The sequence below is a fragment of the Stenotrophomonas sp. ATCM1_4 genome (assembly GCF_004348115.1).
Lineage (GTDB): Bacteria > Pseudomonadota > Gammaproteobacteria > Xanthomonadales > Xanthomonadaceae > Stenotrophomonas > Stenotrophomonas capsici.
On record NZ_QPFB01000001.1, the window covers coordinates 2593399 to 2606235 of the forward strand.

Annotated in this window: 10 protein-coding genes and 1 pseudogene; 6 read left to right on the top strand and 5 right to left on the bottom strand. The window is 67.3% G+C overall.

Going from position 1 to position 12837, the window contains the following annotated elements:
• Window positions 1–58 precede the first annotated feature (58 nt).
• From ATCM_RS11870 to ATCM_RS11885, 4 genes and pseudogenes are all read left to right on the top strand, one after another.
• A complete protein-coding gene (locus ATCM_RS11870; RefSeq protein ID WP_132864727.1) occupies window positions 59–856 on the top strand; it encodes a 3-hydroxybutyrate dehydrogenase in 798 nt (265 codons plus the stop codon).
• 123 nt (window positions 857–979) lie between these two features.
• A complete protein-coding gene (locus ATCM_RS11875) occupies window positions 980–1642 on the top strand; it encodes a response regulator transcription factor (protein ID WP_132864728.1) in 663 nt (220 codons plus the stop codon).
• 326 nt (window positions 1643–1968) lie between these two features.
• A complete protein-coding gene (locus tag ATCM_RS11880; protein WP_132864729.1) occupies window positions 1969–2586 on the top strand; it encodes a transposase in 618 nt (205 codons plus the stop codon).
• Window positions 2564–2908, top strand: a pseudogene (locus tag ATCM_RS11885) (transposase); the annotation flags it as partial. The gene ATCM_RS11880 and the pseudogene ATCM_RS11885, both read left to right, overlap by 23 nt.
• 3 nt (window positions 2909–2911) lie before the next feature.
• On the opposite strand, the gene ATCM_RS11890 reads toward ATCM_RS11885, so the two are convergent.
• The 3 genes from ATCM_RS11890 to ATCM_RS11900 are packed head-to-tail and all read right to left on the bottom strand — an operon-like array spanning window position 2912 to window position 4634.
• A complete protein-coding gene (locus tag ATCM_RS11890; protein ID WP_132864731.1) occupies window positions 2912–3337 on the bottom strand; it encodes a DUF6691 family protein in 426 nt (141 codons plus the stop codon).
• Entirely contained in the window at window positions 3334–3747 is a 414-nt protein-coding gene (locus tag ATCM_RS11895; RefSeq protein ID WP_132864732.1) for a YeeE/YedE family protein, read from the bottom strand. Before ATCM_RS11895 ends, ATCM_RS11890 begins: the two co-directional genes overlap by 4 nt.
• Window positions 3744–4634 carry an MBL fold metallo-hydrolase gene (locus tag ATCM_RS11900; protein WP_132864733.1) on the bottom strand — a complete coding sequence of 297 codons (891 nt, stop codon included), beginning with the start codon at window positions 4632–4634 and terminating at the stop codon, window positions 3744–3746. The genes ATCM_RS11895 and ATCM_RS11900 overlap by 4 nt, the downstream gene beginning before the upstream one ends.
• Before the next feature lie 78 nt (window positions 4635–4712).
• On the opposite strand from ATCM_RS11900, the gene ATCM_RS11905 reads away from it, so the two are divergent.
• Window positions 4713–5036 (top strand): metalloregulator ArsR/SmtB family transcription factor, encoded by a 324-nt coding sequence (locus ATCM_RS11905; protein ID WP_132864734.1) that lies wholly within the window; start codon window positions 4713–4715, stop codon window positions 5034–5036.
• Window positions 5037–5108: 72 nt separating this feature from the next.
• On the opposite strand, the gene ATCM_RS11910 is transcribed toward ATCM_RS11905, so the two are convergent.
• Together ATCM_RS11910 and ATCM_RS11915 are read right to left on the bottom strand one after the other, a co-directional pair.
• A complete protein-coding gene (locus ATCM_RS11910; protein WP_132864735.1) occupies window positions 5109–8444 on the bottom strand; it encodes a PAS-domain containing protein in 3336 nt (1111 codons plus the stop codon).
• A gap of 284 nt (window positions 8445–8728) precedes the next feature.
• Window positions 8729–10969, bottom strand: coding sequence for a TonB-dependent receptor (locus ATCM_RS11915; protein ID WP_132864736.1), 2241 nt, complete (start codon window positions 10967–10969; stop codon window positions 8729–8731).
• A 161-nt stretch (window positions 10970–11130) separates the two neighbouring features.
• Here ATCM_RS11915 and ATCM_RS11920 point away from each other — a divergent pair, with 161 nt between their 5' ends.
• The gene (locus ATCM_RS11920) at window positions 11131–12537 is read left to right on the top strand and encodes a GntP family permease (protein WP_132864737.1); all 1407 of its coding nucleotides are present in this window, start codon (window positions 11131–11133) and stop codon (window positions 12535–12537) included.
• The last annotated feature ends 300 nt before the right edge of the window (window positions 12538–12837 follow it).

Below are 12837 nucleotides of genomic sequence, written 5' to 3' on the forward strand. Positions count from 1 at the left end.
TTTAGCACCCCAGCTGCTACGTTTTCCGTACTTTCCCCACTGTTCTACGGAGTCCCCCATGGACCGCTTCCTGCAAGGCCGCACCGCACTGGTGACCGGCAGTACCTCCGGCATCGGCCTGGCCATCGCACAGGCGCTTTCGGCGGCCGGCGCGCGCGTGGCCATCAACGGCCTGGGTACGCCCGAGCAGATCGACGCCGCGCTCAAGAGCGTGGCCGATGCCGGTAGCGAGGCCCGTCACTTCGGCGCGGACCTGCGCAAACCCGACGAAATCACCACCCTGCTTGAAGCCGTGCAGGCCTGGGGCCAGGTCGACGTGCTGGTCAACTGCGCCGGCATCCAGCATGCCGCGCCGCTGGCCGAGCAGCCGTCGCAGAAATGGGACGACATCATCGCCATCAACCTCAGCGCCGCCTTCCACACCATGCAGCACACCCTGCCGGGCATGGCCGAGCGTGGCTTCGGCCGGGTGATCAACATCGCCTCGGTGCACGGGCTGGTGGCCTCGAAGAACAAGGCACCCTACGTGGCCAGCAAGTTCGGCATCGTTGGCCTGAGCAAGGTGGCCGGGCTGGAATACGCCGCCGCCGGCAGTCGCGACAGCGGCGGCGTCACCGTCAACTGCATCTGCCCGGGCTGGGTCGAAACCCCGCTGATCGAGCCGCAGATCCAGGCCCACCGCAACGGCGGCAGCCGCGACGACGGCGTGCGTGCCCTGCTTGAGGAGAAGCAGCCCAGCCTGCGCATGTCGCTGCCGGAGGACATCGGCGCGATGGTGGTGTGGCTGTGCCGTCGCGAGGCACACAACGTCACCGGCGCGGCGATGCCGATGGATGGCGGCTGGACGTCGCAGTAAGTGCATGCACGCCGACGACAACGGCCAACCGCATCCGCGCATGCTGCGCGTTGATGCGGTTGCGTTTGTCGCTGCTTCGGCCTTTACTCACCGCTTCCGTCGTCCACACGCCCCCGCCCAAGAATGCCCAGCCTGCTGATCGCCGACGACCACCCCCTGTTCCGCGCTGCGCTGCGTCAGGCTGCCAGCGACGCGGTCAGCGGCATGCAGGTGCGCGAGGCCGAGTCACTGGAAGGCGTGCTGGCCGCATTGGATGACGCCCCGGAAACCGACCTGATCCTGCTCGACCTGCACATGCCGGGCAACCACGGCCTGGCCGGTCTGGCGGCGATCCGCGCGCAGCACCCGGGCGTGGCGGTGATCGTGGTTTCGGCCAACGACGACCCGCGCGTGGTCCGGCGCGCCCTTGACCACGGTGCCGCCGGCTACCTGCCCAAGAGTTCGGGCCTGAACGAACTGCACGACGCCATCCGCAGCGTGATGGCCTGCGAGCAATGGTTGCCGGCCTCGTTGCGCGCCTCGGTGGCACGCGCGCAGTCCTCCAGCCACGACAGCGAACTGGCCGCACGCCTGGCCAGCCTGTCGCCACAGCAGTTCCGGGTGCTGGTGCTGGTCGCCGAAGGGCTGCTCAACAAGCAGATCGCCGACCGCCTGGACGTGCAGGAACGCACGGTCAAGGCGCATCTGTCCGCCATCTTCGAACGGCTGGGCGTGCGCAACCGCACCCAGGCCAGTGTCGTGCTGCGCGAGCTTGAACTCAGCGATCCCGCCCGCCAGGTGCTCTGACCCACGCGTGCAGGAGCGGCCTCGGCCGCGAAGCCACACCCATTCCAGCGCCCAGCCACATCGTGCAATTGCAGGCATGCCGACTCCGCATGTGATTCCTGCTTCGCGGCCGAGGCCGCTTGTGTCTAAGGACCGACTAGATTGCAGGTGAGAGCGGAGTGCGGCAGCCCGTCAGGTCGCAGTGCCTACCAGCACGAGTAGGAGTCAGGGCGCCGCACTCCAAACTCCCTCATCAGCCCGAACAGTTGATCGGATTGCACTCCGGACCGTACAAGCAGGGGATTGAGGGAGCCGCTCTCACCGTCAGCCTATAACGGGAGCGCGTCATGAGCATCCATGTCGGTATCGATGTGGCCAAGAATGAATTGGTCGTCCACGCCTTGCCACAGGAGCAGCGTCGCTGCTTTGCCAATTCGGCCCAGGGACGGGCGGAGCTGGTGGCCTGGCTCAGTGCATTGGGTGCTGACCGGGTGCTGTTTGAAGCCAGTGGCGGTTATGAGGCCTCGCTGCTACTTGTCCTGCATGAGGCCGCACTCCCCGCCGTGCGGATTTCGGCAGATCGCCCGCGTCAACTGGCTCAGGCGCTGGGCCTGAAGGCCAAAACCGACGCCTTGGATGCCCGGATGCTGGCGGTGGCCGCCCAGTTGCTGCCGGCCCCAGTTAGCAAGCCCCTGCCCGAAGCCACCGAGCGTTTACGCCAATGCGTGCACTTGCGAACCGCCCTGGTGGGCGAGCGCGATTCACATCGTCGTCGACTCCAGCAGATATCCGATCCCACCGCCCATGCCATCCAGCACGCATGCATGCATCAACGACCTGCAGCAACGGATCAAGCAACTGGACACGCTCATTGCCGAGCTGCTGCCGGCCACCTTGCCCTTGCAGGGCAAGGCGCCGGGGCTGGGTCCGGTCCTGCGTGCGACCTTGGCTGCGCGCCTGCCTGAACTGGGAACGCTGGACCGTCGCCAGATCGCCGCCCTGGTCGGATTGGCGCCCTACAACCGGGACAGCGGCCGCTGGCGTGGACAACGGCGCATCTCCGGTGGCCGGGCCGATGTCCGGCGCGTGCTGTACATGGCCACCTGGTCGGCTATCCGCAAGGATCCGGCCCTTGGCCAGAGCTATCGCGCCATGGTTGCCGCAGGCAAACCCAAAAAGCTCGCAGTAACAGCATGCATGCGCAAATACCTCACCCGTCTCAATGCCATGCGCCGCGACGATGCCCCTTGGAAAGCCGGGGCAGAGCAGCATGGCAAAGACAGTTGACTCCTACCGCCCACCCAGCCAACGATGCAGGTACATGCCCAGCAGCATCGCCGGCACGAACCACAACGCTTCCGGCGACAGCACGCCCAGCCCCACCAGTGCAGGCCCCGGGCAGTAGCCGGCCAAGCCCCAGCCGATACCGAACAACGCTGCGCCGAGCAGCAACGGCCGGTCGATCTGCTTGAGCGCCGGGATCTGGAACCGCGCCGCCAACACCGGTGCCGGCCGGCGCAGCACGAAGCGGAACAACACCAGCGTGGTGAGCACCGCACCGCCGAGCACGAACAACAGGGCCGGGTCGAAGTCACCGGACACGTCCAGGAAACCGAGGATGCGCTGTGGATCGGTCATGCCCGACACCGCCAAGCCCAACCCGAACAGCGCGCCGGAAAGCAGCGCCGCCAGGGTGATGCGTGCATGCGTACTCATGCCACGTGCCTCACGATGAAGGTGGTGATCACCGCGGTCAGCATGAAGGTCAGCACCGCTGCCAGCGACCGCAACGACAGGCGCCCCAAGCCGCACACGCCGTGCCCGCTGGTACAGCCATTGCCCATCCGCGTGCCGATGCCCACCAGCACGCCGGCCACCACCAGCAACAGCGGCGGAAACCCCTGCCGCGGCACATACGCACCGGGCACCGACCACAACCAGGCCGCACCCGCGCCGACCAGTCCGATCAGGAAGGCCAGCCGCCACGCGAGTTCACCCTGCTTCGGCAGCAGCACACCGCCGAGCATGCCGCTGATGCCGGCGATGCGGCCGGTCAACCACAGCAGCAGGGTCGCCGCCATGCCGATCAGCACGCCGCCCAGCAGCGCGCTCATCCACGTGTTCATCGCGCATCACCCATCTGGTCCAGCGGCAGGCGGAAGTAGCGCACGCCGTTGGCATCGGGTTCGGGCAGGCGGCCACCGCGGATGTTGACCTGCAACGCGGGCAGGATGAGTCGCGGCACCGGCAAGGTCGCATCACGCTGTTGGCGCAGTTGCACGAAGGCCGATTCGTCGACACCGTCCTTCAAGTGCGCATTGCCGGCACGCTGCGCGGCGATGCTGGTCAGCGGTTCGGCCTCACGGCGCGTGCCGGGGTAGTCATGGCACAGGAACATCCGCGTATCCGCCGGCAACGCCAGGATCTTCTGGATCGAAGCGAACAGGCGATGCGCGTCGCCGCCCGGGAAGTCGGTGCGCGCCGTGCCGGTGTCGGCCGCAAACAGGGTGTCACCAATGAAGGCCGCATCGCCGATCACGTACGTCAGCCCGTCATCGGTATGCCCGGGCGTGGCGATCACACGCACCGGCAGGGCGCCGATCGCGAACTGGTCCCCATCGACGAGCAGCCTGTCGAACTGGCGCCCATCGGCGATGAATTCCTCGCCCAGCCCGAACAGCGCCTTGAACCGCTCCTGCACCTGCACGATGCCGCGCCCGATCGCCACCTGCGCCTGCAGGATGTCGGCCAGGTATCCGGCCGCGCTGAGGTGATCGGCATGCGCGTGCGTCTCCAGGATCCACGTCACCTGCAGCGCCTTGCCGCGCACGAACGCCAACAGTGCATCGGCCGATGCCGTGCTGATCCGTGCGCCGGCCGGCTCGTAGTCCAGTACCGGGTCGATGATCGCCGCGGCGCCGCCCTCGCCTTCGTACACCACGTACGTGAACGTGCCGGTGTCCTTGTCGAAGAACGGTTCCACCTGCGGATGAAGCTGGATTGCATCGCTCATGGCCTGCACCTTTGTAATTTAGATTTTTCTAAATTAAACTCCTCTCACCTGAAGCGCAACCCCCCGAAAGCTGGCCCGATGAACACGTCCGACATCGATGCTGCGGACATGCAGTCCCACGCCGAGCAAGCCGCCGCCCTGCTCAAGTCACTCGCCCACCCGGCACGCCTGCGCGTGCTGTGCCACCTGGTGGACGGCGAGGCGTCGGTGAGCGAACTGCAGGCGCAGGTGGCGTTGTCGATGTCGGCGCTGTCCCAGCACCTGGCACTGATGCGCGACGCAGGCCTGGTCAGCACCCGCCGCGAGGCGCAGACCATCTACTACGCGCTGGCCGACAGCCCCGCACTGGGCGTGATGCATGCGCTGTATGACGCGTATTGCGGCAAGGGAAAGCGCCGGTAGTCCGCGGGACGGACTCCCGGCGCATTCCCGATCGCGTTGGGCCGGGGTTGCATCCCGGCCTGCGCCGCATCGCTATCGCTGCGTCACCGTCCGCGCCGCCAGCAGGCGGTCCAGGATCGACTTCAACGCCAACGGCCGCGCTGGCTTCTGCAGCAGGGTCAGCCCCTGCTCCAGCACGTCACGCCGCGTGGCCAGGCTGTCATCCGCGCTGAGGATCAACGTCGGCCGGGCGCCGTAGCGCTCGGCCAGGCGCGCCTGCAGCGCCGTGCCGGTATCGCCGTCGTCCAGGTTGTAATCGAACAACCACAGCGCCACGGCCTGCCGTTCCATCGCCGCGACCGCATCGGCTTCACCGGATCCCTCGGCCACCGCGTAGCCCCAACCGCGCAGCAGTCCCGCCAACGCCGCCAATGCCGCCGGATCGTTGTCCACCACCAGCACCGGCGTGGCCTCCCCTGCGGGCGCGGCACGCTCGTGGAGTGCAACCGGCGGCGCCGATGCCGCCAGGACCGACACCGAGAAAACCGTGCCGCGCCCCCTGTCACTGCGCAGCCCCAGTGGTGCATGCAGCAGGCCGGCGATGCGGTCGGCGATCGCCAGCCCCAACCCCAGCCCCTGGCCGCTGGTTTCCTCACCACGCCGGAACTCCTCGAAGATCCGCCGCTGCTCGCTGCGGGCGATGCCGGGCCCGGTGTCATGCACCTCGATGCGGATCCTGTCCGCTTCCCGCCGTACGCCCAGCAGCACGCCGCCGCGCGCGGTGTAGCGCACCGCATTGGCCAGGAAGTTCTGCAGTACCCGCCGCAACAGCTGCGGGTCGCTGTTCACCCACGTGCGGGTGGGCAGGTAATGGAAGGCCAGGCCGCGTGCCGTGGCCAGCGCGCGGAACTCCGAGGCCAGCGGGTCGAGCACCTCGGCCAGCGGCATGTCGCGCGGCTGCGGCACCAGTCCGCCGGCCTCCAGCCGTGACATGTCGAACAAGCCGGTCAGCAGGTCCGTGGTCGAATCCAGCGCCCCCTGGATCTGCACCACGGCCTGCTGCTGCTCCCCGTCGTCCACCTGCTGTGCCAGGCGGTCGGTGAACAGATGCGCCGCGTGCAACGGTTGCAGCAGGTCATGGCCCACCGCGGCGAGGAAGCGGCTCTTGGCATCGTTGGCACGCTCGGCCTCGCGCTTGGCCGATTCCAGCAGCGCGGTACGCTCGCCGACGCGCTGCTCCAGCGTTTCGTTGCTGCGCTTGAGCTCGCGCTCGCTGCGCCGGAAGGCGGTGACATCGGTGAACGTGGCCACGAAGCCCCCCCCCGGCATCGGGTTGCCGCGGATCTCGACGATGCTGCCATCGGGAAACACGCGCTCGGTCAGGTGCGGCGTGCCGGCACGCATGAAGGCCAGGCGGCGGTCCACCGCGCGCTCGTCGCGCCCGCGCTGCGGCATGGCCTGCAATGCCCAGCGGGTCAGGTCCATGATCGGACGCCCCACCTGCAGCAGTTCCTCCGGGAAGCCGAACATCCGCGCATAGGGCCGGTTCCATGCCACCAGGCGCTGGTCGCGATCGATCACGCTGATGCCCTGGCTCATGTTCTGCAATGCCGCCTGCAGCACCTGCTGGCTGAAGCGCAGGTCCTGCGAGGCCTCGCTGACGATGGCGGCCACCGCCGCCAGCTCGCTGCTCTCCCGGCGCGCGGCATCCAGCAGCAGGCGCGCCGATGCCGCGCCGAGCACGGCGGACAATTCCCGTTCGACCCGTGCTTCGACCAGGGTCGGCACCGGGCCGCTGCGCGGCGCATCGGCAAGCAGTCGCTGGACCTGTTCCAGCGGCAGGAAGCGGCGCCCCGCATCGCGCAGTGCGTCGGCATCCAGGCTGCGGCTGGCGCGATCGGGCGTATCACGCCGCCATACCATCGCCAGCAACGTGACCGCGGTGCCCACGAACAGGCTGGCCCCCACTGCCCGCCCCAGCGGTGTCCATCCGGTCAGGCCGAACAGGCCCTGCGGCGCCAGCCACTGCCAGCCGAACGGGCCGTCCACCAGCCAGCCCGGTGCATGGCCGCTGCTTTCCAGCAGGGACGGCAACAGCAGCACCCACGCCCAGGTGAGGAAGCCGGCCAGCACGCCGGCGATGGCCGCACGCGGGGGCGTCTGCGGTCGCCAGATCGCAAAGCCCAGCACCGGCACCAAGGTGGCCAGCGCCGAGAACGAGATCCCGCCGATGTCGGCCAGCACGTTGCCGCCGCCGATCAGACGGCTGTACGCCCACGCCAGCAGCATGATCAGGCAGATGCCGGCGCGGCGCAGCCAGACCAGTTCGCGGCGATGGTCGCGTCCACCGGCACGCCGCCACGCACCGCGCAGCAGGCCCGGCGCGAACCAGTGGTTGCCGATCATCAGGCTCAGTGTCAGCGTGCTCACCACCACCATGCCGGTGGCCGCGCTCAGGCCGCCGAGGAAGGCAAACAGCGCAATCCCTTCGTGCCCGGCCGAGAACGGCAGCGCCAGCGTGTACATGTCCGACGGCACGCTGTTGCCCAGCAGCGCGGTGCCCGCGCGTGCCAATGGCAGGATCGGCAGCGCGATCAACAGTAGGTAGAGCGGGAACAGCCAGCGCGCGGTGCGTACATCGGCCGGGTCGCGGCACTCAACCACGCTGACATGGAACTGGTGCGGCAACAGGAACATCGCCAGCCCGCCCAGCAACATCAGCGGCACGAACCCGCCCCCGGGGGCATCGGCGGCCGGGGCTGGCATCGACGGCAGGCCCTTCAGCCCGAACCACACGAACAGGCCCAGTACCAGCATCGCGCACAGCTTGAACACCGACTCCACCGCCATCGCCAGCACCAGCCCGCGGTTGTGTTCGGACACATCCGCGCGCCGCGCACCAAACAGCATCGCGAACAGGGCCATCGCCAGCGCCACGTACAGGGCGCTGTCCTGCCAGGGCGAACCGCCCTGCCCGGCATCGACCGCACGCGAGGTGATCATGCCGAAGCTCATCGCCACCGCCTTCAACTGCAGCGCGATGTAGGGAATCAGGCCCAGCGCCGCGACCAACGTCACCGTCGCCGCCAGCCAGGCATCGCGCCCGAGCCGCGCGGCGATCAGGTCGGCCAGCGAGGTGGCATTGGTCTCGCGCGCAAGCCGCACCAGGCGCACCATCACGCCCATCGCCAGGGCGTAGAACAGGATGGCCCCGACGAAGGTCGGCGGCAGCGGCCAGCCATAGCGCGCGGCCTGCGTCACCGTGCCGTAGAAGGTCCACGAAGTGCAATGCACGGCCAACGACAACGCGTAGACATGCCGCCAATGCCGCGCGAATGCGGTCGGTCGGCGCTCGCCATACAACGCCGCGCCGAACATCAGCGCCAACCAAGCCAGGCCCGCCAGCGCCACCGTCACCAGACTCAACATGTACGCCGCTTCCCCGAATGCATCGGCGCAGGATACGGAGTAAGCCCGCACCGCAGAAGGGCCATCCCTCACCCCAACCCCTCTCCCGCACGCGGGAGAGGGGCTCAGGTTTGCTTCGGCTGTGGCTTTGAAGCCCCTCTCCCGCAGGCGGGAGAGGGGTTGGGGTGAGGGCCGCTCTGGCACACGTACCCAAGAACGAACAAGGCCCTTCCCGCTACTGCGGGAAGGGCCGTCGCTTCTGCTTCGATTCGCGTCCCGGTGCCGTCACCGGCCCTGGCGCTGCATCAGAAGTTGTAACGCACCGACACATACCAGTTGCGCGGCAGACCGTAGTACGCGGTCTGGATGTTGCCCACGCTGGCAAACTCCTGGCCTTCGGTCATGTACTGCTTGTCGGTCAGGTTGCGCACGCCCGCACGCACCTGCCAGCTCATCTGCGGCGAATCCCACACGCCGTAGGCGCCGAGCAGCGTGTACGCGTCCTGGCTCAACACGGCACGGTTGTCCACCGACAGCCAGGTCTCGCTGCGGTAGGACACGTCACCGCCCAGCGTCAGGCTGCCGCTGTCACCCAGCGGGAACACGTGCTGCAGTGCCACGCGCGCGGTCCAGTCCGGCGAGAACGGCACGTGTGCGTGGCTGACGTTCGGGTCGAAGCCCGGGTAGGACGGATCCAAGCGGAAGTCCTCGAACTTGTCGTACTTGGCGTCCATCCAGCCCACCTGCGCGCTCAGCGTGGTGGACTCACCCAGCAGCGCACTGCCTTCCAGCTCGATGCCCTTGATGTTCAGCTTGGCGGCGTTCAACACCGGGAAGGTGCCCACGTCCTGCGACACACGGGCCTGGAAGTCGCTGTAGTTGCTGTAGAACGCCGCCGCGCTGCCGCGGAAGCGGTGGTCGGCCGAGCTGCCCTTCAGGCCCAGCTCGTAGGTCCACACGTATTCCGGATCGAACTTGGCATGCTCGGTGTCATACACGGTGTTGGCGCGACCATTGAAGCCGCCCGACTTGAAGCCGCGGTTGGCCGACACATAGCCCATCAGGTTGTCGCTGAAGGCCTTCTGCAGGCTGATCGACGGGGTCACGGCGGTCCACGATGCCTTTGCATCGAAGGCCACGGTTCCATTCAGGCCGGCGAACGGCGCGCCCCAGAACGTGCTGGTGGAACGCTCGTAGTCCTTCTTGTCCTTGGTCCAGCGCACGCCGGCGGCCACGGTCCAGCTCGGCACGAACTCCCAGTTCACGTGGGCGAAGGCGGCGGTCGAGGTAGTGGTCAGGTCGTCGTCGATCGTGCGCAGGAACGGCACCTTGGCGCCCAGGAACGAGAACAGGTCATCGGCATACGCCTCCTGGTACGACGGCACGTTCTCCTTCATGTAGTACGCGCCGAAGGTGGCATGCAGGTTGGAACCATTGTCGTAATGGAGCTGGAATTCCTGGCTCTTCTGGTTCTGGTCCAGCGCCACCAGCACGTCGCCCAGCTCATACTCGGATGCATCGATGTCGATGTACGACTCGGTCTTGAGCTTGCGGTAGGAGCTGATGCTCTTCAGCGTCCATTGCTCGTTGATGTCCCAATCCATCGCCAGCGACGCACCGGAGTGCTTCAGGTACTGGCCCTGGCCATCGTCGAACGAGGTCCGCGCGCGACGGTTCCATTCGCCGGTTTCACCCGGCTTGAGCACGATCGCGCCGCCCGGCGCCAGGCTGGTCTGAACCAGGTTGGCCATCGGCCGGCCCAGGGTCAGCGCCGCATCCTGCTTGGTGGTATCCAGCGACAGCACCGCGCTGAAGTTGTCGGTCGGCTTGAAGGCCAGCTTCAGGCGCAGCGCTTCGGTGTCGTCGTCGTTGTAGCGCTTGCCGGTGTCGGCGTCCTTCACGTAGCCGTCGTTGGTGATCTTGGCACCGGCGATGCTGCCGGCCACCGTATCGCTCAGCTGGCCGGACACGTAGAAGCGGCCTTCCAGGCGACCGTAGTCACCGGCGGTCACTTCCACCGCGCCGCCCTCGTTGTCGAACGGGTTCTTGGTGGTCAGCTTGATCGCGCCGCCGGTGGAGTTCTTGCCGTACAGCGTACCCTGCGGGCCACGCAGCACTTCCAGCTGCTGGATGTCGAACAGCGAGAACAGCGCGCCGTTGATGCGCGAGTAGTACACGTCATCGACGTACATGCCCACGCCCGGGTCGAAGGTCTGCAGTGCATCCGGCTGGCCGATGCCACGGATGAACACGTTGACGCTGTTGGCCGAACCACGGCCCTGGGCGATGTTCATGTTCGGCACCGCGCCCTGCAGGCCCTCCACGGTCGAGGCCTGCAGGTCCTTGATCTGCTCCTCGCCGAAGGCGCTCACCGCCACCGGTACGTCCTGGATGGACTCGCTGCGACGGCGTGCCGTCACGGTCACTTCGTCCAGCTGCGTGGCCTGGGTGCCCGCCGCCGTGGCCTGCTGCTCCTGGGCCTGCACGAATGCGGCCGGCGCCAGCAGAATGCCGCCGATGGCCATGCTCAGATACTTGCGCTTCATTGGTCTCCCTCCTCCCGGGTATGACGCAGCGGCAATGGGATGCCGCCATGCTGCGCACGTTAACGACGCGTTAGCCGGCCGCGTATCGTCCCTTCGTACAGTGGGCCGGCCGCCCGCGCGTCCCGATACTCGCCGGCAACGTATTGGCCGGGGAGCCGTGGATGTCGTTTCTGATCGTATTGGCGGCCCTGTGCTTCCTGATGTTCGTGGCCTACCGCGGCTACAGCGTCATCCTGTTCGCCCCGGTGGCCGCGCTGGGCGCGGTGCTGCTGACCGACCCGACCCTGGTCCAGCCGATGTTCACCGGCCTGTTCATGGACAAGATGGTCGGCTTCCTCAAGCTGTACTTCCCGGTGTTCGTGCTCGGCGCGGTGTTCGGCAAGCTGATCGAGATCTCCGGCTTCTCCAAGTCCATCGTCAGCGCCACCATCAAGCTGGTCGGTGCCCAACGCGCGATGCTGTCGATCGTGCTGGTCTGCGCCGTGCTGACCTACGGCGGCGTGTCGCTGTTCGTGGTGGTGTTCGCGGTCTACCCGTTCGCGGCCGAGCTGTTCCGCCAGAGCAACATCCCCAAGCGGCTGATCCCCGGCACCATCGCGCTGGGGGCCTTCAGCTTCACCATGGATGCCCTGCCGGGCACGCCGCAGATCCAGAACATCATCCCGTCGGCCTTCTTCGGCACCAACAGCTGGGCCGCCCCATGGCTGGGCGTGATCGGCACCGTGGTGATCATGCTGCTGGGCATGAGCTACCTGGAATGGCGCCGCCGTACCGCCATCGCCAAAGGCGAAGGCTATGCCGGCACCGGCGAGGAGCTGCGCAACGAGCCGGAGGCCTTCCGTGGCGACAAGCTGGCCCACCCGCTGCTGGCGATCCTGCCGCTGATCCTGGTCGGCGTCTCCAACTTCCTGTTCACCCGCTGGATCCCCGGCTTCTATGGTGAAACCCAGTCCTTCATTCCCGCAGTCATCGGCAATCCGGCCCCGGTGGTGCAGGAGGTCTCCAAGATGGCCGCCATCTGGGCGGTACAGGGGGCGCTGCTGCTCGGCATCCTCAGCGTCATCGCCTTCGCCTGGAAACCCGTGGTCACGGCCTTCGCCGAAGGCACCAAGTCGGCCATCGGCGGCGCCATGCTGGCCTCGATGAACACCGCATCGGAGTATGGCTTCGGCGCGGTCATCGCCGCCCTGCCCGGCTTCCTGGTGGTCTCCAACGCCCTTGGCGCAATCCCCAACCCGCTGGTCAACGAAGCGGTGTCGGTCACCGCCATGGCCGGCATCACCGGCTCGGCCTCGGGCGGCATGAGCATCGCGCTGGCCGCGATGGCCGATAGCTTCATCGCCAATGCGCACGCCGCGGGCATCCCGATGGAAGTCCTGCACCGGGTGGCGGCCATGGCCTCCGGCGGCATGGACACGCTGCCGCACAACGGCGCGGTGATCACCGTGCTGGCCGTCACCGGCCTGACCCACCGCCAGTCCTACAAGGACATCTTCGCCATCACCCTGATCAAGACCCTGGCGGTATTCGCGATCATCGCGGTGTATTACATGACCGGGCTGGTTTGATACCGGAACAGGGAACTCCGAGCTCGGAATTCGGAATTCGGAATTCGGAAACGCTGCCATGTGATCGCAGGGCCGTGTCATTGCCCGCTCTGGCCCTGTACCTCTTGCGGCTAGCGGCGTCAGCCATCACCGCCAGCGCTCAACAAGCGCCCCCTCTACACCTCCCCTTCGCTGCACGCAGGAAAGGAGCAGAACAGCAAAGGCAATGGCGGAAGCCAATTGCTCGCCACTGTTCGCGCCGCAGAAGGCAGGGAGAGGACCGTTTGCACGCCTTTGGCATGCGGCCGGATGAACGCCGAT

Coding starts and splice junctions, on each gene's coding strand:
- ATCM_RS11870 (WP_132864727.1), top strand. CDS start 59: ATGGACCGCTTCCTGCAAGGCCGCACCGCACTGGTGACCGGCAGTACC.
- ATCM_RS11875 (WP_132864728.1), top strand. CDS start 980: ATGCCCAGCCTGCTGATCGCCGACGACCACCCCCTGTTCCGCGCTGCG.
- ATCM_RS11880 (WP_132864729.1), top strand. CDS start 1,969: ATGAGCATCCATGTCGGTATCGATGTGGCCAAGAATGAATTGGTCGTC.
- ATCM_RS11890 (WP_132864731.1), bottom strand. CDS start 3,337: ATGAGTACGCATGCACGCATCACCCTGGCGGCGCTGCTTTCCGGCGCG.
- ATCM_RS11895 (WP_132864732.1), bottom strand. CDS start 3,747: ATGAACACGTGGATGAGCGCGCTGCTGGGCGGCGTGCTGATCGGCATG.
- ATCM_RS11900 (WP_132864733.1), bottom strand. CDS start 4,634: ATGAGCGATGCAATCCAGCTTCATCCGCAGGTGGAACCGTTCTTCGAC.
- ATCM_RS11905 (WP_132864734.1), top strand. CDS start 4,713: ATGAACACGTCCGACATCGATGCTGCGGACATGCAGTCCCACGCCGAG.
- ATCM_RS11910 (WP_132864735.1), bottom strand. CDS start 8,444: ATGTTGAGTCTGGTGACGGTGGCGCTGGCGGGCCTGGCTTGGTTGGCG.
- ATCM_RS11915 (WP_132864736.1), bottom strand. CDS start 10,969: ATGAAGCGCAAGTATCTGAGCATGGCCATCGGCGGCATTCTGCTGGCG.
- ATCM_RS11920 (WP_132864737.1), top strand. CDS start 11,131: ATGTCGTTTCTGATCGTATTGGCGGCCCTGTGCTTCCTGATGTTCGTG.